The sequence below is a fragment of the Streptomyces sp. DF42 genome (genome assembly GCF_058267695.1).
On sequence record NZ_CM177859.1, the window covers coordinates 7,961,158 to 7,982,176 of the forward strand.

The 21,019-nt window shown below is 67.2% G+C and carries 17 protein-coding genes and 4 pseudogenes; 12 read left to right on the forward strand and 9 right to left on the reverse strand.

The genetic code is table 11. The features are described from left to right. Positions 1-266 precede the first annotated feature (266 nt). The 3 genes and pseudogenes from ACYUED_RS36465 to ACYUED_RS36475 all read right to left on the reverse strand — a co-directional run. Positions 267-806, reverse strand: a pseudogene (locus ACYUED_RS36465) (ISAzo13 family transposase); the annotation flags it as partial. A 21-nt stretch (positions 807-827) separates the two neighbouring features. Beyond that, positions 828-2,072 carry an IS110 family RNA-guided transposase gene (locus tag ACYUED_RS36470; protein WP_491288845.1) on the reverse strand — a complete coding sequence of 415 codons (1,245 nt, stop codon included), beginning with the start codon at positions 2,070-2,072 and terminating at the stop codon, positions 828-830. Positions 2,073-2,739: 667 nt separating this feature from the next. Next, a pseudogene (locus ACYUED_RS36475) lies at positions 2,740-3,183 on the reverse strand (ISAzo13-like element transposase-related protein); the annotation flags it as partial. Positions 3,184-3,835: 652 nt separating this feature from the next. On the opposite strand from ACYUED_RS36475, the gene ACYUED_RS36480 reads away from it, so the two are divergent. Beyond that, positions 3,836-4,159: a hypothetical protein gene (locus ACYUED_RS36480; RefSeq protein WP_491288846.1), complete on the forward strand. Its 324-nt coding sequence runs from the start codon at positions 3,836-3,838 to the stop codon at positions 4,157-4,159. Positions 4,160-4,283: 124 nt separating this feature from the next. On the opposite strand, the gene ACYUED_RS36485 is transcribed toward ACYUED_RS36480, so the two are convergent. Further along, complete coding sequence (locus ACYUED_RS36485) at positions 4,284-5,132, reverse strand: LuxR C-terminal-related transcriptional regulator (protein ID WP_491288847.1); 849 nt, start codon at positions 5,130-5,132, stop codon at positions 4,284-4,286. 376 nt (positions 5,133-5,508) lie between these two features. Between ACYUED_RS36485 and ACYUED_RS36490 the strand changes: the two genes are divergently transcribed. The 8 genes and pseudogenes from ACYUED_RS36490 (at position 5,509) to ACYUED_RS36525 (ending at position 13,274) form a co-directional block, all read left to right on the forward strand. Beyond that, positions 5,509-6,099 carry an ATP-binding protein gene (locus ACYUED_RS36490; RefSeq protein ID WP_491288848.1) on the forward strand — a complete coding sequence of 197 codons (591 nt, stop codon included), beginning with the start codon at positions 5,509-5,511 and terminating at the stop codon, positions 6,097-6,099. Positions 6,100-6,225: 126 nt separating this feature from the next. Then, entirely contained in the window at positions 6,226-8,049 is a 1,824-nt protein-coding gene (locus tag ACYUED_RS36495; protein WP_491288849.1) for a 1-deoxy-D-xylulose-5-phosphate synthase, read from the forward strand. Next, the gene (gene ispG, locus ACYUED_RS36500) at positions 8,049-9,191 is read left to right on the forward strand and encodes a flavodoxin-dependent (E)-4-hydroxy-3-methylbut-2-enyl-diphosphate synthase (RefSeq protein ID WP_491288850.1); all 1,143 of its coding nucleotides are present in this window, start codon (positions 8,049-8,051) and stop codon (positions 9,189-9,191) included. The genes ACYUED_RS36495 and ispG overlap by 1 nt, the downstream gene beginning before the upstream one ends. Next, on the forward strand, positions 9,188-10,252 hold the full coding sequence (locus ACYUED_RS36505) for a polyprenyl synthetase family protein (protein ID WP_491288851.1): 1,065 nt from the start codon (positions 9,188-9,190) through the stop codon (positions 10,250-10,252). Before ispG ends, ACYUED_RS36505 begins: the two co-directional genes overlap by 4 nt. After that, positions 10,249-11,235, forward strand: a pseudogene (locus ACYUED_RS36510) (4-hydroxy-3-methylbut-2-enyl diphosphate reductase). Before ACYUED_RS36505 ends, ACYUED_RS36510 begins: the two are co-directional and overlap by 4 nt. A gap of 335 nt (positions 11,236-11,570) precedes the next feature. Continuing rightward, positions 11,571-11,885 carry a DUF6262 family protein gene (locus ACYUED_RS36515; protein WP_491288852.1) on the forward strand — a complete coding sequence of 105 codons (315 nt, stop codon included), beginning with the start codon at positions 11,571-11,573 and terminating at the stop codon, positions 11,883-11,885. Positions 11,886-12,231: 346 nt separating this feature from the next. Further along, the gene (locus tag ACYUED_RS36520) at positions 12,232-12,579 is read left to right on the forward strand and encodes a PadR family transcriptional regulator (protein WP_491288853.1); all 348 of its coding nucleotides are present in this window, start codon (positions 12,232-12,234) and stop codon (positions 12,577-12,579) included. Then, positions 12,576-13,274: a hypothetical protein gene (locus ACYUED_RS36525; protein ID WP_491288854.1), complete on the forward strand. Its 699-nt coding sequence runs from the start codon at positions 12,576-12,578 to the stop codon at positions 13,272-13,274. Before ACYUED_RS36520 ends, ACYUED_RS36525 begins: the two co-directional genes overlap by 4 nt. Positions 13,275-13,723: 449 nt before the next feature. Here ACYUED_RS36525 and ACYUED_RS36530 read toward each other — a convergent pair whose 3' ends face one another. From ACYUED_RS36530 to ACYUED_RS36550, 5 genes are all read right to left on the reverse strand, one after another. Further along, the gene (locus ACYUED_RS36530) at positions 13,724-14,083 is read right to left on the reverse strand and encodes a hypothetical protein (RefSeq protein WP_491288855.1); all 360 of its coding nucleotides are present in this window, start codon (positions 14,081-14,083) and stop codon (positions 13,724-13,726) included. Beyond that, the gene (locus ACYUED_RS36535; RefSeq protein WP_491288856.1) at positions 14,049-14,750 is read right to left on the reverse strand and encodes a protein-L-isoaspartate O-methyltransferase family protein; all 702 of its coding nucleotides are present in this window, start codon (positions 14,748-14,750) and stop codon (positions 14,049-14,051) included. The genes ACYUED_RS36530 and ACYUED_RS36535 overlap by 35 nt, the downstream gene beginning before the upstream one ends. A gap of 140 nt (positions 14,751-14,890) precedes the next feature. Then, complete coding sequence (locus ACYUED_RS36540; RefSeq protein WP_491288857.1) at positions 14,891-15,382, reverse strand: LuxR C-terminal-related transcriptional regulator; 492 nt, start codon at positions 15,380-15,382, stop codon at positions 14,891-14,893. A gap of 312 nt (positions 15,383-15,694) precedes the next feature. Then, positions 15,695-16,360, reverse strand: a complete 666-nt coding sequence (locus ACYUED_RS36545; protein WP_491288858.1) for a DUF6415 family natural product biosynthesis protein — start codon at positions 16,358-16,360, stop codon at positions 15,695-15,697. 577 nt (positions 16,361-16,937) lie between these two features. Continuing rightward, entirely contained in the window at positions 16,938-17,372 is a 435-nt protein-coding gene (locus tag ACYUED_RS36550; RefSeq protein WP_491288859.1) for an ATP-binding protein, read from the reverse strand. Between the two features lie 218 nt (positions 17,373-17,590). Between ACYUED_RS36550 and ACYUED_RS36555 the strand changes: the two genes are divergently transcribed. The 3 genes and pseudogenes from ACYUED_RS36555 (at position 17,591) to ACYUED_RS36565 (ending at position 20,984) form a co-directional block, all read left to right on the forward strand. After that, on the forward strand, positions 17,591-18,382 hold the full coding sequence (locus tag ACYUED_RS36555) for an aminotransferase class IV family protein (protein WP_491288860.1): 792 nt from the start codon (positions 17,591-17,593) through the stop codon (positions 18,380-18,382). A 78-nt stretch (positions 18,383-18,460) separates the two neighbouring features. Further along, a pseudogene (locus ACYUED_RS36560) lies at positions 18,461-19,321 on the forward strand (formylglycine-generating enzyme family protein). A gap of 424 nt (positions 19,322-19,745) precedes the next feature. Further along, entirely contained in the window at positions 19,746-20,984 is a 1,239-nt protein-coding gene (locus ACYUED_RS36565) for a helix-turn-helix transcriptional regulator (protein WP_491288861.1), read from the forward strand. Positions 20,985-21,019: the final 35 nt, after the last annotated feature.

Consider the following 21,019-nt stretch of genomic DNA (forward strand, 5'->3'; position numbering starts at 1 on the left):
CGTGCGCTGCACCCGGCCCATATCCTCCAGATTGGAGCCGGTGGAACACTTACGGGACGTCAGGCACTGGTTCCTCTCGTACGGCGTCTCGTCTTGCTTGCCGGACACGCGCCGTCTGGAAGTACCGACGCGCTCCGTCGTTGTCAGGGCTGCTCCCACCTCTCCGTGCGTCTCCACGGATCGGCTGCCCTCAGCTTCACCGAGTTGCTGCGACAGCCCGGCGGCAGGGTTCTTTCACCCCTGCCCGGTAACAGTGGCGCCTCGTGGCGCACCTCGATCTTGTTCCACTTCGAGGTGCCTGGCGGCATGTGGCAGACCGTGATGTCCAAGCCCGTCTCGGGGGCCAGGGCTGCGAGTTCGGCCTTCCAGGCGCGGGTGCGGTAGCCGTTGGAACCGCCTGCGTCCGCAGTGATCAGCAGACGCGTGGCGGCGGGATAGTCGTGACGTCCGCGGGCCTGCCACCATCGGCGAATGGAGGCAACAGCGAACGCGGCAGTGTCGTGATCAGTGCCGACGCTGACCCAGCCGGTATTCGCGGCGATGTCGTAGATCCCGTACGGGATCGCCTTGCCCGGTCCCTGACGGTCCAGGAAATCGTGCGTCCTGACCAGTACGGGATCACCGGTTGGCCGCCACTGGCGGCCCGCATTCTTGTAGTCGCCGACGAGTTCCTTCTTCTTCGCGTCCACACTGATCACCGGCTGACCGGCATCCATGTGTTGTCTGGCCCGCTCGTTGATGTAACGGAACTGGGCATCACGGTCCGGGTGCTGCTTACCCTCGATGGTCTTGGCGCCGGCCTGCAGACACCTCAGGCGCTCAATGTGTCAAGCAGCTGCGGCGAGAGCGGTCGGAAAGGCCGTGTGTTCGTCGAACAGCGTGTGGAGCTGGAGGCAGTGGTAGAGCTGGCCGAGCATGCGGTTGAAGAGGTTGCGTTGGGCGGCGGCGTGCCAGTCTCCGTGGTCGTCGCGCCGTCGCCGGTAGTGGGCCTTGGCGCCGGGCGAGGCGGTGATGGAGGCGAAGGCCCAGAGGTAGCCGGCGTGGTTGAGTCGGTCGTTCTTCACCCAGCGCCGGGTGATGCTCGACTTCTTGCCGGATGCCCTGGTGATGGGCGAGGCACCGGCGTACGCCTTCAGACCGCGGGCGTCGGCGAAGCGGGCCTTGTCGTCTCCGATCTCGGCGAGCACCCGGGCGCCGAGCTGGACGCCGAGGCCGGGGAAGCTGAGGATGATCTCAGCGTCCGGGTGCTGAGGGAAAGCCTCTTCGACCGCCTCGGCGAGGTCGTCGGCGGCGGTGCAGGCGGCCTTCAACTGGACCAGGAGCGCGAGCATTTGCTTGCCCAGGGCGGCCTCGACCAGTGACGGCTGGTGAGCGTAGTCGGCACGGAAGACATCACGAAGCCGCTCGGCTTCGGCTGTAATGCCGCGCTTGCGGCCGGCCCGCTTGAGCGCGGCCTCCAGCTGCGTGCGGGTCAGTCGTGCGGCCCGGGTCGGAGTCGTGGCTGCCTTCAGGAGCTCTCGGGCCTCCGGCCGGCACAGGCCGTTGCGCCAGGGCTCGAAGGCCGCCAGGGCGGACGGGTAGTACTCCCGCAACAGCGAGCGGAGCTGGTTGGACAGCTGTTGCCGGTTCCAGAGCGAGTCCTGCTGAGCGCGGGCGAGGACGGCGACGGCGCGGCCGAGGTCGCTGTCGTTGGGCAGCGGCCGGTGGGCGTGCATGTCGGTGCGCAGGATGTTGGCGAGTACGAGGGCGTCGCCGGGGTCGGACTTCTTGCGCGAGACCGAGTGCCGGTCGCGGTAGCGGGCCGCGGCCATCGGGTTGATCGCGAAGACCTGGCGCTTGCCGGTCCGCAACACCGCCACGAGCAGGCCGCGGGAAGTCTCGATCGAGACCGGGATCGGGTTCTCCTCGCTGTCGCCGTACTCGACCAGCAGATCCAGGAGGATCTTGTAGCCCGCGGCGTCGTCGGTGATGTGCCGCTTGGCCAGTAACTGACCGCTGTCGTCGACCAGGGCGACGTCGTGTGTCCGCTCGGCCCAGTCAATGCCGCAGTAGATCAAGATATTCCTCCCCATGGTGCAGTTTCTGCAGGTCACGAGCTCATGCGGAACCACGCAGCGACCTAATCCCAGGACTCAGCACAGAGCCGGTCCGCCACCTCAGTAGCTGTTCGTGGCACCAGCTCACCCCACGGGCCTCGGTCTAATGCGGGAGCTCAGACGGCTCGGGCTTCACAAGAGGTCACCATGCAGCAGGCTCGCACCACCAACACCAACGAGTGATCAAGATGCGGGTGTTGACGCTCGACGGCGCCGGACGCTGCTCGCTCTGCGTGGAGGCGTCAAGGCCCAGCGATCGTCAGGCATCCGGCCGGCGCCGACGAACATCAACACCCGCACCATGGTGAAGGCCCAGAGGGCGCCGAGCGCCGCGCGGTCTACAGCGAGGCGTCAAAGCCCGGCGTGATTCAGGCATCCGCTCGGCGGCCACCGGCCCATCACCATCCGCGTGGTGGTGGCCGGGGAGGCCTCGAGACCCGCACGATCTCCGTGGCGGCTTCTCATGCCCGGATTACGGAAGGCGTCGCTTCGACACCCACCTGACCATCACCACGAGCTCCTGGACGTTGCACCGCTCTGCAGGAAGGCATGGCCTGCCGGGCTGAAACAAGATGTCAACGGCCCCAGTACTCGAACAGATCCGAAGAGCCGAAGCTTCGCGGACCCGCTGCTACAAGGGGATTAGGCTGAAGCCCTCCTCACGCAGCAGGTCCCCGACTGTGTCCGCGCTCACCCTGTGCCCCTGACGACTCAGTTCGGCCGCGAGGTTCCTGGTCGACTTCACCGTCCACCGCAGAGGCGACATCGGATCGCCCCGCTCGTCAGGCTCCACCAGGGCCAACAGCGCAGGCCGCAGACCCGGATCAAGGTCCACGGCCCTCTTCCGGCCACCACCGGGCTTCCGCACCCGACCCAACGGCTCGTCGCCGGCCTCCAACTCGTCCACGCCCTTGCGGACCGTCGTCTCGCTGACCTGAGCCGCCCGCGCAACCGCCCGGACACCGCCGTGCCCCAGGATCCGAGCTTCGGCCCCCATCAGCAACCGCCTCTGCCGCTCGTCCAGATGCGGGAACAACACCTCGAACTTCACAGCGAGTTGACCGCGAACCTCATCGGAGACGCTCATACCAGACCAACGAGCCGAACCAGGCGAAGCAACACGTTGATTCTCTGCGAGCCCTTACGACGTGGTGCGCGATTGAGGGCTGGGGGTGCCGGCCTGGCGGTTCGGCTGATGGGTAATCACCTCTCGGCGGCGCGGTCGGAGACCGCGTCGGCCACTCCCGAAGAACACCGAAGGCATCCGGTACGAGCTGACACGCCTGGTCACACGGGGCATCCTCACCAAACCCGAACCCGGCCTGTTCACTCAGCCCCGTACCTGACCACCAACCCACCCCGCCGACCAGGGCCCCATACACAACCCCAAAACCGAAGCGGGTATTACGTCACGTACCGCACTCTCAGAGGCGCCGAACTGGATCAACGCTGTTGCCGCATTGCTTCCTCGACCCTTGCCCTGGTCCGCCTTATCGCCCATGGGCCGGCTATCAGGACCGCAAGAGCAACCACACCCGAACTGACCAAGGTTTCGGTCCACGGTGTTCCGCTCTGCCTCCACACCACGATCGTCGACACAGTAACCACAGCGTCGACCCCGAGCAGGACTGCCCATAGGCGGCCCGTAGACATCGATCTATCAGACATAGGCCGTACCTTACGACGTGGTGCGTGAGCATGATCGAGGCACTGCCGAGGCATGAAGTAGGCCGTGAGGCTTGGGTATTGTTGTGATGCAATACCTGGGCCGCACGGCCTTGTCCAAGCGTATCTTCACCGGCCTCCAGCCGCGGCGGCTCGGCAAACTCGTCGTCGAGCTCGCTGGCGCCTGGATGGCAGCTGAGGAGTCCCGGCTGCAAGAACGTCGAGGCCACGAGCGTATGCGCGCGCCCGGGGCGGGCCCGGACCACGAGCTGGTGTTCGTCGACCGCGTCGTCGTCACCCTGGTGGCAACAGTCCTGGCCCCCAACCCTGTCAGAACATCGAAAGTCGAGTGCCCCCTCATGGTCGATGAAAAAGTGACCCCTTCCGCGATCGAGTGATATCAATCCGGCTTCAGGAGAGTGCCTCGGAGGTGTTCTTCAGCAGGACCAACGATCATGTAACGGCCTCCCGGACGCCGCATTGTCGGGGATGCTCACCGGGCAGGACTGCCGTACGGGCGGGTCATTCGGGTTGCTGGGTGGCCCAGGTGGCGATCTGGGCGCGGGAGGTGAAGCCGAGCTTGGTGAGGATGTGCTCGACGTGGGTTTCGGCGGTCCGTCGGGAGATCACCAGTTTGGCGGCGATCTCCTTGTTGCTCAGGCCCTGCGCGATCAGGGCCGCTACCTCGCGCTCCCGGCGCGTGGGTGTGAGCGCCCCGCCCGCCGCAGGCCCGGTCCTGATCCTGGCCGGGGCTCGGGTCGGCGCTTTCTCGCCCAGGGCATAGACGTAGGCATCCTCCCAGGAAAAGCCCTCGCCGATTGTGACGGCCGCCTGGAACGCGGCCTGCCCCAGTGCCTGGCGAGCCCGCTCCACGCACCGTGACAGGGGTGGCACGGGCAGGGTGGTTTCGCCCCGTACCCCCAGCCCCTGACGGCTCGTGGCCACGACCTTCAAACCCGGGCTGGCTTCCAGCAGCGCGCCGACCAGCGCGCTGCACGGATCGATTGGGTGCTCGCAGTTGTCCAGGACCAGCAGCACCTGCCGGCCCGCCAGGTGGTCGCGCAGGATCTCCAGCGGCGGACGGGGCGAGTACTCGCGCAGCCCCAGCGCGTCCACGACCGTCTGGCCCAGCAGCGTGCCGTCCGTGAGCTGGGCCAACTCCACCAGCCACACCCCGCCCGGGAAGGCGCGGCGCACCTGCGCGGCGACCCTGAGCGCCAGCCGCGTCTTGCCGATCCCGCCCGGACCCGTCAGCGTGACCAGCCGGCCACACGACAGCAGGTCCTTGACCCGGGACGCCTCACGCCGCCGACCGACGAAGCTCGTCAGTTCATCCGGCAGGATCCCCACAGTCCGAGAGCCGCTGGTCATGGCCGAAGCCTATTCCACGGGCCCGGCACCAGGCCAGGCATCAAGATCGGCGACGTCATCGGCCCGGCGCCGCCCGGCGTCCAGGGCCTTCGCGGCCGCGCAGGACTTCGGCGGGCCTGCGCAGGTGGTGCCGGCCGCAGCGGGCAAACGCTCCCGCCGCCCTGTTCGCAGCCGGATACGGAGAAGTAGGTGCCGTTATAGGTATTTTCCGGGTCCCCTTCTCGACGCTCGAAGGTTTCGATATGTGTACCACTGGTTTTCGGTGGAGATCGAGGGTTCAACCATGTTTGTACACCAGCCGCCGTGTCCGTCGCGGAACGCGCCCAACCACGCCATCGCCCCGCGTTGTGGCCCCGCACCTCGAGCAGGGACTGCCATGACTCCCACCGCCCCCGGCCGTCCCGCCGCACCCGCCCCGCTGAACCGCCTGCTGCGGCGTCGGACCAAGGCAGCCGCGCTGGCCGCCCTGCGCCTGGCCGGCCGCCGGAGCGGACCCGCCCGCGAGACGGTCTCCTGGCCACTCGAGCGCGCCACGCGGGCCGCCGCCCGGGCCAGGGAGCTGACCCGCGACCAGCTCGCCGTATGGCACCTGCACGAGCACACCGACACCGCCGAACTCCTGGTCAGCGAGCTGGTCACGAACGCACTCACGCACACCCAAGGCCCGATCCGCCTGAGCATCTCCCGCACTGCCGGGCACCGCACGCTGCGCTGCGCCGTCGCCGACGCCTGCCCCACCCGGCCGCGGCTACGCCGCGCCCACACCGACGAGGAACACGGACGCGGACTGCACCTGCTCGACCAGCTCTCCGCCCGCTGGGGAACCCAGCGCACCGCGGCCGGCAAGACCGTCTGGTTCGACCTGCGCGCCCCGGCACGACCGCGTCCGCTCCCCGCAACAGGAGAGCCCGCGAACACCGGCGGGCGGCTCTCGCCTCCCGAGTTCATCAGTTGCCGGGTTCGGTGAGGTGACAGTGACCGAACGGACGGTCGCGCAGGAGACGATCCACTTCGGATTGCCGAAGGAAGTACAGACGAACATGCGTCGGCCGGTTGCCGACGCTCTCCCTCCGAAAGCGCAAAGGTGATCCCGATGACACTGCTCGAGGCGGTTCGGGAGCCGGCGGATCTTCGCAGGCTCGATCGCAGCCGATTGGAGGAACTCGCCGGCGAGATCCGACAGTTCCTGATCGAAGCGGTCTGCCGGTCGGGTGGCCATCTCGGCTCGAACCTGGGAGTCATCGAGCTGACCATTGCGCTGCACCGTGTCTTCGACTCACCACGAGATCCGATCGTCTGGGACACCGGACATCAGGCGTACGCACACAAGCTCCTCACCGGCCGGAAGGGGGACTTCGCCCAGCTGCGGCAGGCGGACGGACTGAGCGGCTATCCCAGCCGCAGGGAGTCCGTGCACGACGTGATCGAGAACTCGCACGCCTCGACCGCGCTGGCCTATGTGGATGGTCTCGCGAAAGCGTTCCAGGTACTCGACCAGCACGAACGGATCCCGGTCGCCGTGGTCGGCGATGGTGCCATGACCGGCGGGATGTGCTGGGAGGCGCTGAACAACATCGGTGCCGCGCCAGGACGCCCGCTAGTCGTCGTGCTCAACGACAACACTAGATCGTATGCGTTGACCGTCGGCGGATTCGCCGAGCACCTGGCTCGGCTGAGGCAGGAGGCCGGCGGCGGGACATCGATCTTCGAAGAACTCGGGCTGAGCTATGTCGGTCCGGTCGACGGCCACGACCTGCCCGCCGTGGAAACCGCTCTCCGGCAGGGTCGGGAACTGGCCCGCGATCGGCGCTCAGCGGTGGTGGTCCATTGCGTGACCGTGAAGGGACACGGCTACCTGCCGGCCGAGTCCGATGACGCCGATTGCTTGCACGCGGTCGGCGTGGTCGATCCGGCAACCGGCAAGGCGAGGCTGACGACCACCGCGCCAACGTGGACCGACATATTCGGTGACGAGATCGCGACACTGGCCGGGGAACGCCGCGACATCGTCGCGATCACCGCGGCGATGTTGCGTCCCGCTGGGTTGCACCGGTTCGCGACCAAATTTCCGGACCGGGTGTTCGACGTGGGCATGGCCGAGCAGCATGCCGTGACGTCGGCGGCGGGACTGGCCATGGGGGGCGCGCATCCGGTCGTGGCAATCTACGCGACGTTCTTGAACCGGGCCTTCGACCAGGTCCTGATGGACGTCGCGCTCCACCGGATGCCGGTGACATTCGTGCTGGACCGTGCCGGGGTCACCGGTGAGGACGGCCCGAGCCATCATGGCATGTGGGACCTGTCCTTGCTGAACCTCGTACCCGGCTTGCGGATCGCGGCGCCACGGGACGCCAGTACGCTGCGGGCCGAGTTCCGCGAGGCCGTCGGCGACGACTCCGGCCCCACGGTGGTGCGATTCCCGAAAGGCGGGGTGGGCCGGGATCGCCCGGCGCTGCGGCAGCATGCCGGGATCGACGTGCTCGCAGAGGGTCGGCGTCCGGATGTCCTGCTGATCTCGGTGGGTGCAATGGCCGAGGCGTGTCTCTGTGCGGCGGAGTTGTTGAATCGACGGGGGATCGGTGTCACCGCGGTCGACCCGCGCTGGGTGTACCCGGTCAACCCGGCGCTCGCGGATCTCGCCGCGGAACACGAGCTGGTCGTGACGGTGGAGGACAGCACCAGGGCAGGCGGCGTGGGTACGGCTGTCGCCCAGTTGCTGCACGACCGGAATGTGCTTGCACCGGTGTGCGAGATGGGCTTGGCTCCGGAGTTCCTTAATCCGGGGAAACGGAAGGACCTGCTGGCCCAGGCCGGGTTGGACGGGGAGCACCTGGCTGCGCGGATCTCGGCGGAGATTGTCGAGCGCGTCGGCGAATCCCGCCTGGGTGGCCTGCGCGGTGTGGAGGTCGGGGCGTGATGTCCTCCACCGTCGCACTCGGTACGCCCGCCCTGCCCCCGCCCGTCCTTTCCGAGCGCCGTAAGACCCGTCAGCTCCAGGTGGGTTCGGTCGGTGTCGGCAGTGACAGCCCGATCTCCGTCCAGTCGATGACGACGACGCTCACCTCGGATGTGAACGCGACCCTGCAGCAGATCGCGGAGCTGACCGCGGCCGGGTGCGACATCGTGCGGGTGGCGTGCCCGTCGGCCGACGATGCCGAGGCGCTGCCCGCCATCGCCGCCAAGTCCCCGATCCCGGTCATCGCCGACATCCACTTCCAGCCCCGCTACGTCTTCGCCGCCATCGACGCCGGCTGCGCGGGCGTGCGCGTCAATCCCGGCAACATCAAGAAATTCGACGACAAGGTCGGCGAGATCGCCAAAGCTGCCGGCGCCGCCGGGGTGCCGATCCGCATCGGCGTCAACGCCGGATCCCTCGACCCCCGCCTGCTCACCAAGCACGGATCCGCGACGCCCGAGGCGCTCGTCGAATCCGCGGTGTGGGAGGCATCTCTTTTCGAGGAGCACGGCTTCACCGATCTGAAGATCGCCGTCAAGCACCACGACCCACGAACGATGATCGCCGCGAACCGGCTGCTCTCCGACGCCTGCGACTACCCGCTGCACCTCGGCGTCACCGAGGCCGGCACCGCCATGCAGGGCGCGATCAAGTCCGCGGCCGCTTTCGCGATCCTCCTTGCCGAGGGCATCGGCGACACCATCCGGGTCTCGGTCTCCGACCATCCCCTGCAGCAGGTCAAGGCCGGCAACCACATCCTGCAGTCCCTCGGGCTGCGTCCGCGCAAGCTGGAGATCGTCTCCTGCCCCGGCTGCGGCCGCCTCCAAGTAGACATCCACCGCCTCGCCAGCCAGGTCGAAGCGGCCTTCGACGGCTTCCCCCACCCGCTGCGCATCGCCGTCATGGGCTGCGTCGTCAACGGCCCCGGCGAATCCCGCGAAGCCGACCTCGGCGTCTCCTGCGGCAACGGCAAAGGCCAGATCTTCGTCCGCGGCCAGGTCGTACGCACCGTCCCCGAGTCCCGCGTGGTCGGGGCCCTCCTCGACGAAGCCCTGCGCCTGACCGACGAAGCACCCACCGAGCCCGCAGGAGAAACCTCATGACCGCCCCGCCCCTGAACACCGAACCCGTCAACGTCGCGCACGTACAGAGCCAGATCGACCTGGCGCTGCACAGCTTCCTCGACGCCAAGACACGCACGGCAGAGGACCGGTCCCTGCCCCCGGACGTGCCCACGGCGCTGCGGGACTTCCTCGACGCGGGCGGTAAGCGGCTGCGTCCCCTGCTCTGCGTGCTGGGCTGGTATGCCGCCGGCGGCCACGGCGACGACGAGGCCGTGATCCAGACGGCGGCGGCCCTGGAGATGTTCCACGCCTTCGCCCTGATCCACGACGACATCATGGACAACAGCGCCACCCGCCGCGGCCGCCCCACCGTGCACCGAACGCTCGCCGTCCGGCACAGCCACGACCACCTCGGCACCAGCGCGGCCATCCTCATCGGCGACATGGCCCTGGCCTGGTCCGACGAACTCCTGCACAGCGCCGGCCACTCGCCCCACCGCCTCACCCCGCTACGCCGGGTCATCGACGCCATGCGCCAAGAGGTCATCTACGGCCAGTACCTGGACCTCATGACACCGCTCGGACCGATCACCGACCTCGATGCGGCCCTGCAGGTGATCCGGTTCAAGACCGCCAAGTACACCGTGGAACGGCCCCTGCACTGCGGAGCGACCCTCGCCGACGCCGACCCGGCCCTGACCGCCGCCCTCTCACGCTACGCCCTTCCCCTCGGCGAGGCCTTCCAGCTCCGCGACGACCTCCTCGGCGTCTACGGCCACCCCGACGACACCGGCAAACCCGTCCTGGACGACCTGCGCGAGGGCAAACACACCGTCCTGATCGCCCTCGCCGCCCAGCGCGCCGACGCCACGCAGCGCAAGCTCCTCGACACCCTGGTCGGCACCTCGGACCTGGACCACGACGGCGCCGCCCGCATCCGCACCGTTCTGGACGCCACCGGTGCCCGCGCCACCGTCGAGGACATGATCGCCACTAGGCGCGCGCAAGCCCTCACCGCCCTCGACGCCGTCCCGTACCCGCAACCGGCCGCCGCCGCACTGCGGCACATCGCCGCCCGAGCCGTGGAGCGCACCTCATGAACCGCCGCAAACGCGTGCTGCTCGCCGCGCCCCGAGGCTGCTGCGCCGGGGTCGACCGCGCCATCGCCACCGTCGAGAAGGCCCTGGAACTGTACGGGCCCCCGATCTACGTCCGCCACGAAATCGTCCACAACGCCCACGTCATCAACACCCTCAAAGACAAGGGCGCCGTCTTCGTCTAGGAGACCGACGAAGTGCCCGAAGGCAGCACCGTCATCTTCTCCGCCCACGGCGTCGCCCCCGCCGTCCGTGTCGCGGCGGCCGCACGCGGCCTGAGGGCCATCGATGCGACCTGCCCCCTGGTCACCAAGGTCCATAAGGAAGCCGCCCGCTACGCCGAGCAGGACTACGACATCCTCCTCATCGGCCACCAAGGACACGAGGAGGTCATCGGCACCAGCGGCGAAGCCCCCGACCGCATCATGCTCGTCGACGGCCCCCACGACGTGGCAGGCGTCCAGGTCCGCGACCCGGAGAGGGTGGTGTGGCTCTCGCAGACCACCCTCTCCGTCGACGAGACCACCGAGACCGTCACCGCCCTCAAGGACCGCTATCCCGCCCTCAAGTCCCCGCCGAGCGACGACATTTGCTACGCCACCCAAAACCGCCAACAGGCCGTCAAACAGATCGCGGCTGAATCAGATCTGGTCATCGTCGTCGGCTCCAAGAACTCTTCCAACTCCGTACGTCTCGTCGAGGTGGCCCTCGGCGTGGGGGCCGGACAGGCGTATCTCATCGACCAGGCCAACCAGATACAGCCCGACTGGCTGACCGGCGTGACCACCATCGGTGTCAGCTCTGGAGCCTCCGTCCCCGACATCCTCATCCGCGGCGCCCTCACCTGGCTCGCCGAGCATGGCTACGGCGACGTACAGACCGTCACGTACACCGAAGAACACCAGCACTTCGCCCTGCCCAGGGAATTGCAGCGGCCCGGGAATACGCCCAGTACTACGGAGAGCACCGCAGCGAGGTGGCCGTGAGCGCTATCGGGTCCGGCAAGGAACAGCACGCCTCGGATCAGTCCGCGCTACCGAGTATCCCTCCCCTATATTGCCCGATTGCCCCGGCAATGCATCCGAATGCGAAAGCTATCGACGATGGGTCTATCGCTTTCATAGAACGCCATGGCCTGAGCAGCCCCCATCAGCGTGTTCGACTTGAGGCCGCGCTGAACGGCGTCGCGGGTCGCCTGACTCCCCATGGATCCCTGGAACGGGTCCGGTTGCTCAGCGACTTACTTCTGTGGCTCTTCACTTTTGACGACCTAGCGGACGAAGGAGCCCTCGCGGGGCGGCCAAGCGAACTACTGGGCCTCATGATGCGGCTGCAGACCCGGCTACGGCGGGAGAAGGCCCAGGTCAGCGTTGCCGCCGTCGCCCGCCGAGCAGACGTCTCCCGCACCTTCCTCTATGACAACCTGGAGGCCAGAGCCGCCGTCGCCCGGGCCATGGCCGAGGCCGGCGAACGCCGCGTCCGGACGCTCACCGAGCAGGACGACGAACGTGAGGCAACCTGGCGCGAACGCGCGCTGAACGCCGAGGAGGCCCTCAAGGCGACCCAGGCCGAGATCCTCACCCAGCGCACCCGCATCGGTGAACTCCTCGGCCAGATCCGCGACTTGGAAGCCTAATGGACCGAGGAGACCATCCAATGGACCACCACCGAGAACACCACCCTCAAACAGCGCGTCCGCCAGCTCGCGGCCGATAACCGCAGCCTCGACGAGCGACTCAAGGCCGCCCGGTCCAACCTCCGCTTCCAGGACCGACGGGTCGCCGACCTCGAAGCCCGCATCACCCATCCGGGATCAACGCGTTGAGCCTTTCTCGGCGATCCAGGTTATGACGCTCTCTGTCGTGACGAGCAGGAACTTCCTGGCGCCGAAAGGCGACCACACGGCGATGCGAACAGATTTCGCATTTTTTAGAGCGGCAACCCATGCTGCAACTCTACCTAGCCCTAGGTAGAGTTGCAGCATGCCTAAAGAACCCTCAGTCCCACGGATGACACTCCCAACACAGTTGGTGCTGCGGGCGTTATTGGAGAAGCCCAGTGAAGAGTCTTACGGGTTGGAAATCTGCGCCAGAGCGCAACTCGCCAGCGGCACGATCCATCCGATCCTGGCTCGCCTAGAGGCCATCGGCTGGTTGATTTCACGCTGGGAGGATGTGGATCCGCATGAGCAGGGTCGTCCCCGGCGGCGTTACTACCGGCTGAGCCCAGACGGCGCGGAACTCGCGAGGGAAGCACTTGCCCGTGCCACAGCCAACAGGAATGCAATCAGCGCTCTGCGCCCCGGCTTCGCCGGAGGAGTTGGCGCATGAGCTCAGCCCCCGTAACCCGTGATCCAAGTATCTCGGGTGAGTTCAACTACAGACTTGCTAATGGCCTATCTCGTAAGCTCATCCGCAAGCTCGCTCGAACCGATATTCGCGCCAGGAAGCTGGCCCACAGCCTCGCGCTTCAGCGACTCGGCGCCACCAGCAGCGATGTCGACCTCGCTTTTGACTTGGCCGAAGTCGTCGCTAGCATGCATATTCGCGCAGCTCGGCTCCCGTCCGCGATCGGGACGCCCCGTTCCGTCGAGACTCGGACTGCCTACCTGACCCAGGGGCTGGAGTACATCACCGAATCCGCCTACAAGCTTGTACTGCAACTCGAGCGGGTGTCCCCCCGAAGAAGCGCTGAGGCGAGGCGTATTGCTCAAGCTTGCAGTGAATCCGCCACCCTGTTGCACACGTTCACAACGGCTCTGAATGCTCCAGAAGGAGACCGTCCCTTCCTCGCTGGCAAAAGGCGCGTGAGTCTGCCGGCGCAGTGGCTAATCGGTTCCGCAGTGCGCATCCTTCCAGCTTCAGATCAGCCACGCTACTCCGAAGAGTGGCGCAGCGAAATCTGGGACCTCGCCGCTGAGCCCCGCCGCCGTCACCTCGCTCATGCACTTCGCGTCACGGTCCGCGCCTGGTCTACTCGACGGGCGATTCTGTACGCCCAGCATGATGACAGCGATTGGGAGTAGTGAGAAGAATGCGGGCTACAGGAGTAGCCGCAGTGGCTTCGCCATTTGCGACCGTGTTGCCTACGGGGGCCATGCCATGGCAGGCAGAACTTGCGCTGGCACTATCAGGGCCACTGGTATACGGGTTGCACAATTTTTGGATATACAGGCTGAGCCGCCGGGCTCTGGAATGCGCGTCTCGCAACGATGTTGTGCATGTACTCGCGTTTGGAACAGGCCAACCTCCTTCTGATCGCAGGTCAGGGCCGAGCTGACGCTGGCTCCCATACCTCCAACCGCAGGCCCGCCCGCCTGACCCAGCGAACGGGCCATCCCATGTCCGCCTCCACCGTCACGGACATGTAGTCTATGAAACGTCGCAGTTCAGAGCCGTTTCACGAGCTCCTGCGGTCGGTAAAGTGGAGTGCAACTCGGCGATCGCTGCTGAGGGGTGGAGCAGTATCGGGTGGTCAGGTCGCATGCCGCTCCACCTCGCCGGTGATCGTGTGGAGTTCGGGCAGACGCCATGACGGACCGTCCGGTGCACCGAGCCACAGCGTGTGTTCCGTCTCCGTGATCGTCACACCCAGCTGCTCAACCTCTGGTTCTCCGGCGGCGTGCCACTGATCGAGCGCGTCGAACAGATCGGAGCCGAGATTGCGCGGCCCCCACTCGTAGATGTGGGGGGACCGGAGGAAAACCACTGCCCGAGACGCCTGATGGTCATGAATACGCAGGTGATCGGCAACGTCGCCTTCGAGCTGCGCAACGCCCCGTACGACCTGCATCCGGAGGTCAGGGCGGAGGAGGCCCGCGAACAACCGGGCCACGGACCGGATGTGCGCCCCCCCTCGTGTCCAGGGATTCGGACGCCCTCGGGCTGTCCTGCGTCTCGACGGGGGTGCCCTCACCTGGGCGGTGCTCGCGCAGCCACACGGTCTGCGGGGCCGGTCCGGCGTGGAAACGGCCACTGGCCGATGTCCCGTCCCGCGCCACGGTCAGGACGAGTTGCGTGCTGGATCCGCCCAGAGCCGTACGGACGGGCAGGCACAGTCGGCCACCCGGACGAACCCGGGTGACCAACTCCCAGGGCACGCGACGTACCGCACGATGGGACAGAAGTCCGTGGAACGAGCCCGCCGGTCCCAAGACCCCCGCGGCCGACCCGCTGACCACCCGAACCCGTGGGTAGGAGCGCAGGCGCTGCCGGGCGCTCTCGGCGAGACGTTCTGTGTCCGCGACTGTCACCACCTGGCCATTCTGGAGAAGGTGGTCCAGAGCGGCTGCCGTCCAGCCGCAGTCCGTGCCGATCTCGGCCACGGCCGTCCCCGGCACTGGAGCGAGCGCGGCCAGGCGCGCCGTGGCGTCTTCTTTGGACGGGACCACTCCCGTGACGATGCCGGGGCCGCCCTCCCCACCGTCGTCGACGTCGAACACGAGCATCTCGGAGCGATGGACGAACTTCGCCCACTCGCCGGCATTCTTGCTCCGGTCCACCCTGCGCCATCGACCACCTCGGTGCGTACGGATCACGTTGGGCACGAAGTCCTGTCGCCGATCGCAGGTGAGCACGTCCCCCGCGTGCTCGTGAACGAGTCCACTTTCCGGTCGCAGGCTGCCGGCCTCGACGCGGGCGTTCATGCCTGGCCTGCCATGGCGACGACGTCTCGGGACTTTTCATGGCCGGTTGCGGGGCCCAGGAGACGGAACCGCCATCCTCGCGTGACCGCGTGCGCGGCCGAGGAAGCGCCCAGTGCCCGCAGCAGGCGTCGAGCGTCCTTGCGCACGTCGTCCAGCGGACGCTGCTCGTCGGACGCGATCTCCTCGACGGTCTTTCCGCTGGCGAGTCCGGCCAAGACGGTGCGCTGTTCCTCCGGCAGCTCCACGACCTGGTCCACGGGTCCGGGGGCGTCCAAGTGCCCGTGACGGTAGGCCAGGTCCACCATGCCCGCCCGCTCTGAAGTTCCGAGCTTTCCGCCGATCCGGAGGATGTACGTCTTGATCGTGCTGTCGGACACTCCCATGTCGCAGGCCGTCTCTGCGGTCGTCTTTCCCTGGGAGATGCCCAGCAGAGCCTCCCGCTCCTGGGGGGAAAGCGGCGGCGAGATGGTCTCGTCCGGGGCCGGCATGGTCCTACTCCTTCGGTGCTTAGGCATAGTCGTCGTCTTGTCGGGGCCGGCCCACTTCGCTGGTCGGCTCGTTGGGGCGTGAGCTACGACCCGCCGTAGAGGCGCAGGGCGAGTTGGGCGAGGACGTAGACGGTGGGCAGGCTGATGGCGGCAGCAAGGAGGACTGCGCCCCAGTGCGTGCGAGCCTGACGCCAGCCACGCCGAACGCGCCCTGGGGCCGGTTCGTCTGTGCGGGGTGAGCCCGAAGTCCGTGGAGAAGCCGGTGCATGGGGCATCCGCTCAGGGTGCGCAGCGCGATAGGACCCGGTCACGTCACTCACCACTCCGTTCGCGGTCCTGCTCGGCGTACCGCAGTAGGGCCTCGGTGTGGATCGCGAGACGGTATGCGTGCTCCCTCGCCGCCTTGAGCCCCTCTCCCGGCGCGATATCGCGGGCCTCCTGCGAGCGCTCGATCGCCTCACCGCATGCGGACCACCCTCGACTCCCGGCGGCGAGCGATTCCAAGTGGATCGAGACGTAGGGGACGAGTGTCGAGACGTAGCCGCTAAGTGCCCGAGTGACCGCCGCAAGGGTGTGCGGATGCGGGTACACCCCCGTCTGCTCCCAGGACTTCGCCGCACGAATGGCTTCGCGGATGCGCGTCGAATCGAACCCAGTGCACACAGCCCTGCCCCAGCCGTCGCCCTCGTCGTCAGAAGCCTCGACAGCAGGAAGGACGGCGAGCAGCTCCCGCCCGACCTCGGACATCCGCCGGTGCAGGAACGCCGCACGCACCGCGTCGCCGGGAACCTCTTCGTCGAATAGGGCACGCACGCGTACGACCAGCCGATCGTCTTCCAGGGGAGGCTCGTTGGCATCGACGGGAACCACTGCTCCCAGCAGCCGCATCAAGTGGCCACGCATGAGGAGAAGTTGCGCGTGTCGCTCGTCCGGGTCTTCGCTGACGGAGGCAGTCTCGGCAAAGACCAGTCTGGTCACTTCGCGATGAAGGGTCTCCTGCACCGCGAGACGCGACGGTCCTGGTGCGACGGTCGATAAGACGGTCCTCAGGTCACAGCCCAGCCCCCTGAGCGAGCCCTCAGGCCAGGACACGCCGTCCGCTTGCCCACCGCCTACTGTGGTGGCCGAGGTCGTGGTGCGAGGCATTAGGGCAACTCCATTAGTGAGGTCTGACGTTGGCGATCGAGGTGTCACCTCGGCGGCCCCCAAGGATGAGCCGCCGAGGCGTTTCGAGCCGCCACTCGCCGACAGGGCGGATCGTTCAGGGACGGCACGGCGCGGCAACCTACCCGGGCATCGTTCAGGGAACTCGGAGACGTCGGTACCGCCGCACAGGACTCGGTCGGGACGTCCTGGGACGTCCCTCCGCCCGAATCACTTTCGGAGCCAAGCAACCCATCCGCGGTACGCCGTTGAGGCCGAGGCGCTCTGTTCTGCCGCTCAGGCGGCGCGGTTGCGGGCATGGAGGGGGATGAGGACGCAAGTAATGCATTCTCATCGTGGGTGGAGCGTCGCTGGCTCAATCCTGCTGCGGCTTCAGGCGAGGCTGGGGCCATCATGACCTCCTCGCAGGGACGCGGAAGACGCACCATGTCGTCTTGCCGCCGTTGCTGACGCCCCACTTCCGTGCGAGGACGGCGATGAGGAACAGTCCGCGGCCCGACAGGTCCTCGTCATCAGAGGGGCGCAGTTCCGCTGGGTTCGGGCTGTCGTCAGTGACCTCGATCCGCAATTCGTCGCCGGGGTACTGGATCCGGAATCCCACGTCTCCCGTCCCGTGCTCGACGGCGTTGGTAACCAACTCGGAGACGGCGAGCACGATGTCCTCGGCCATTTCGCCGGTCACGTTCCACAGGCGCAGGGAGGCGCGGGTGATCCGGCGCGCCTGGCTGACACAGGCTGGGTTGGAGGTGAAGGCCACGTCGAACGCGCGCGACGTCTGCGGCGGCGCCTTCGTGGCGACCGGCGCGACGGCTGTAGCGGGGCTCATCGAGGGCCTCCTGGGTGGGCGGTGTGGGGGAGCGTGCGGCATGTGGGGTCACTGCGTCGCGATGCGCGCCTGGTTCCGTCGATCACGAGGCGTGTTCGCACGGTGACAAGCGAACACTGTGCGGCATCACAAGGGGAAGGAAGTTTCAACGAAGTTGACTCGTCAGTAACATTGATTGGGGTCCCAGAGGAACGGACGGTCCTGACATGCTGGGTGGCATGGCAACTCTTGATGGAAACCCCGTGTCCGCCGACGACTTGCTGCCCCTGGCCCTGACCAACTTCGGTCACTTCACGTCCATGCGCGTCGATGGCGACGGCAGCATCCGGGGTCTGACGCTGCACATGGAACGGCTCGTACGGGACTGCAAGACCGTGTGGGGCGCGGACCTGGACACCGCGCTCGTTCGCGACTACGTCCGCCGGGGCCTGGAGGGACAGAGCGGCCCGTGCGTCGTCCGAGTCACGATTTACGACCCGAAGGTCGAGATGGGACACCCGGCCGACGCCGACGAGCCGCACATCCTGGTGTCCGTCCGTAGCGCCGGCGCCCTGCCCCCGGAACCGCTGCGTGCCATGAGCGTGCCGTACGAACGCGACCTGCCCGAGGTGAAGCACGTCGGTCTCTTCGGTGCCCTGCGCGCCCGTGGGGTAGCGCAGCGCGCAGGATTCGGCGACGCGCTGTTCGTCGGCCGCGACGGCAGCGTGAGCGAGGGGGGCACCTGGAACGTCGCCTTCATTGATGGCAACGGGACGGTGGTGTGGCCGCAGGCCGCCGTCCTGCCTGGTGTGACGATGGCCCTCCTCCAGAAGCACGCCAATGGCATCGAGCACCGTACCGCCCCCGTCACCCTTGACCAGGCCAAGCGCATGGCGGCGGTCTTTGCGACGAATACCAGCATTGGGGTTCGGGCCCTGGCGGCGATCGACGACAAGGAACTGCCAACTGAACACCCGGTGCTGAGCGTGCTCCGCGACACGTACCTGTCCATCCCCGGCGAGACCCTGTAGCCGTAGGGGGCGAGCGTGACAACGGGGGTCACACGCTGGACCGGCCGGGAAGTTGCGCTGCTGCGCGAAGCGCTGCGCATGAACGGCAAGGACTTCGCCGCCAAGGTCGGAATCAGTACCAGGCAGCTTGTGAACTGGGAGGGGCGGGGTGAGTCGATCAAGCCCCACCCCAACAACCAGGCAGCGCTGGACACGCTGCTCTCTACATCGTCCCCCGACGCCCAGTGGCGGTTCGCTCAGTTCCTCACTGAGCAGGCCGCGGTGGGGCACGATGAGCGAACCGAGGAGCTGCTGCGTCGCGACCCGCGCACCATAAGGCATCCGGTCGACGGCAAGGTCATGGTGCTGATCGAGGAGGGTATTTACCTTTCCGGCCCCGAGGGCAGGTCGGTTTGGGTGGATGAGTACCGGATCGATGTCTACCCGACGACCAACCTCGACTACGAGCAATTCATCCGCGCTACAGGGCACCGGCCGCCACAGCATTGGACCGGCCAACGCTGCCCCAGCGCCCTGTACGACCATCCCGTGGTCTGGGTGACGTGGCACGACGCTGACGCGTACGCCCGATGGGCGGGCAAGGCGCTGCCCACCGTCAGCCAGTGGGAGAAGGCGGCCCGCGGCCCGAAGGGGCGCGCCTACCCTTGAGGGAGCGACCCCACCGCCGCGAAGTGCAATACCGCAGAGTCGGGCATCGGCGGCACGACGTCTGTGACTCGCTACCAGTCCGGAGCCAGCCCTTACGGGGTTTTCGACCTGTGCGGAAACGTGTGGGAGTGGAGTTCTACGCCGGGAACCGACGGGCCGAACCGGTACCAGCTGAGGGGATCGGCGTTCAGTAGCCCGTTCGAGCGTGCCGCGCCGGCGCTCGCGAACGCGGCCAACTCCACCATGAAGGACAACGACACCGGGTTCCGCTGCATCGCAGCTGCCTCGTAGCTCGGCGCTGGGCGAGGCCGTGAGCCAGCCCGAGCCTGCGCTCGTTGTCGGCGTCGATCTTGACGGGCGCTTTCGCACGGTGATCCCCTGCACGTCCTCCTTTGGGAGCACGGAACCGATCCGATCGCGACTGTGTTCGAGAGGAACGTCAGCCTTCCCTCGGGCAAGAAGGAGGGACCCTCGCCCCGAAAGCCTGGCCGCGTTGCAGAGTCGGTCTGTCCTCGGCCAAGCTCCGGCCGCCGGGATGGCCCTCCTCGTGAGTGGGGGCGGTGTTGCCCTGCGGAACATCGTCATGGGCCCATCGCATCGCGTGTCCGGGCCCCGGACCAGGGGAATTCAGAGGGGGAAAAATATGTCAAGGGGGGAAACCGAAGGGGGAATTGAAGCCATGATTGGATTCCGCCCCCGGACAGAGGTCACACTCATGGCAGATCCGTTCGCCGAACTGCTCCGCCGGCTCCGCAAGGACGCAGGCCGGACGCAGGAGCAGCAGGCAGCCGCAATCAACGCTGTCTCCGGCCGGGACACCATGACCCGTCGAGAGATCAGCCGTTACGAACAGTTCGAGAACGTCCCGACCAACCACACGCTTGAACAGATCGCGGCGGCCTGCGGCGTCTCATTCGAAGACTTGAAGCGAGAGGCCAAGGCCGCTCGCGCCAGGAAGAAAAAGGAATATGTCAGTGAAGAGGAGGACCAAGAGGACGTGAAGCGCCGCACGTTGCTGGGGAGCGCGGCCATCGGCGTGAGCGCAGCTGCCGAGCCCTGGGGACGGCTGGCCCTCGCCCTCAGTAAAGGTTCCAAGGCTGACGCGCCCTCCGTGGCCGCTCTCGTTGACCGTGCCGCTGAGTTGCACATCCAAGAACTCGACCTCAGTGCGCGCCGGTTGCAGCGCACGGTCGAGTCTCACCTTGACGCGATCACGGCAGCTTTGCCCCGTGCCGGCGAACACGAACGGGTTCTCACCATCGCCGCCGGAGAAACCGCAGCCCTGGCCGGGTGGGTGGCCTGGGACCTGGGGGAGACCAACAAGGCGAATGCCTATTATCAGGTCACGTCGGAGTGTGCATCGGCTGCCGGACACCCGCCGCTCCGAGCCCTGGCCCTGACCTACGCCAGCTACGGAGCTACGACGCCCAAGGAAAGGCTGAGGCTTCTTTCCCAGGCAGCCCAAGACGTTCGAGGCCACGGCAACGCCACGGCCGCCGCCTGGGTGCTCGGCAGGCACGCCGAGGAGGCTGCGGCGCTCGGCGACGACACAGAGGCACTGCGCGCATTGGAGCGAGCGCGTTTCGCTTACGACTTTGCGGATCACGCGAGCGAACAGGCGTGGGTCCGATTCGTGACGCCTTACCGCATGGACTCGCTGGCGCTCTCCGTGTACGGACAGCTGGGACGATCCGAGCTGACCGCCACAGCCGCCGCCGTCGAACGCCTCGGGGATGGCCTATCGGATGGAGGTGTTGTCGTGCTCGGTGACCTCGCCTCCGCGCTGCTACGCGGCGGAGATGTCGAACAAGGTGTCTGCGTAACACGTCAGTTCGCGGCTGCGAGTCAGGCCAAGCCCAATACGATGGGGAAGGAGCGCGCCCGAGTCATCGCGACCTGGCTTCCCGACAACGAGCGAGATCTTGCCGATCATCTAAGAAAGATCGCGTCTTGAGGCTCGTGCCACACTCCACGCAGAACTCGCCCGGG

Bases quoted from the DNA above. Each gene is read 5' to 3' on its own strand.
- ACYUED_RS36525 (WP_491288854.1), top strand. From the start codon at position 12,576: ATGAGCTCAGCCCCCGTAACCCGTGATCCAAGTATCTCGGGTGAGTTC.
- ACYUED_RS36565 (WP_491288861.1), top strand. From the start codon at position 19,746: ATGGCAGATCCGTTCGCCGAACTGCTCCGCCGGCTCCGCAAGGACGCA.
- ACYUED_RS36470 (WP_491288845.1), bottom strand. From the start codon at position 2,072: ATGGGGAGGAATATCTTGATCTACTGCGGCATTGACTGGGCCGAGCGG.
- ispG (WP_491288850.1), top strand. From the start codon at position 8,049: ATGTCCTCCACCGTCGCACTCGGTACGCCCGCCCTGCCCCCGCCCGTC.
- ACYUED_RS36485 (WP_491288847.1), bottom strand. From the start codon at position 5,132: ATGACCAGCGGCTCTCGGACTGTGGGGATCCTGCCGGATGAACTGACG.
- ACYUED_RS36540 (WP_491288857.1), bottom strand. From the start codon at position 15,382: ATGCCGGCCCCGGACGAGACCATCTCGCCGCCGCTTTCCCCCCAGGAG.
- ACYUED_RS36495 (WP_491288849.1), top strand. From the start codon at position 6,226: ATGACACTGCTCGAGGCGGTTCGGGAGCCGGCGGATCTTCGCAGGCTC.
- ACYUED_RS36550 (WP_491288859.1), bottom strand. From the start codon at position 17,372: ATGAGCCCCGCTACAGCCGTCGCGCCGGTCGCCACGAAGGCGCCGCCG.
- ACYUED_RS36520 (WP_491288853.1), top strand. From the start codon at position 12,232: ATGCCTAAAGAACCCTCAGTCCCACGGATGACACTCCCAACACAGTTG.
- ACYUED_RS36490 (WP_491288848.1), top strand. From the start codon at position 5,509: ATGACTCCCACCGCCCCCGGCCGTCCCGCCGCACCCGCCCCGCTGAAC.
- ACYUED_RS36515 (WP_491288852.1), top strand. From the start codon at position 11,571: ATGATGCGGCTGCAGACCCGGCTACGGCGGGAGAAGGCCCAGGTCAGC.
- ACYUED_RS36505 (WP_491288851.1), top strand. From the start codon at position 9,188: ATGACCGCCCCGCCCCTGAACACCGAACCCGTCAACGTCGCGCACGTA.
- ACYUED_RS36555 (WP_491288860.1), top strand. From the start codon at position 17,591: ATGGCAACTCTTGATGGAAACCCCGTGTCCGCCGACGACTTGCTGCCC.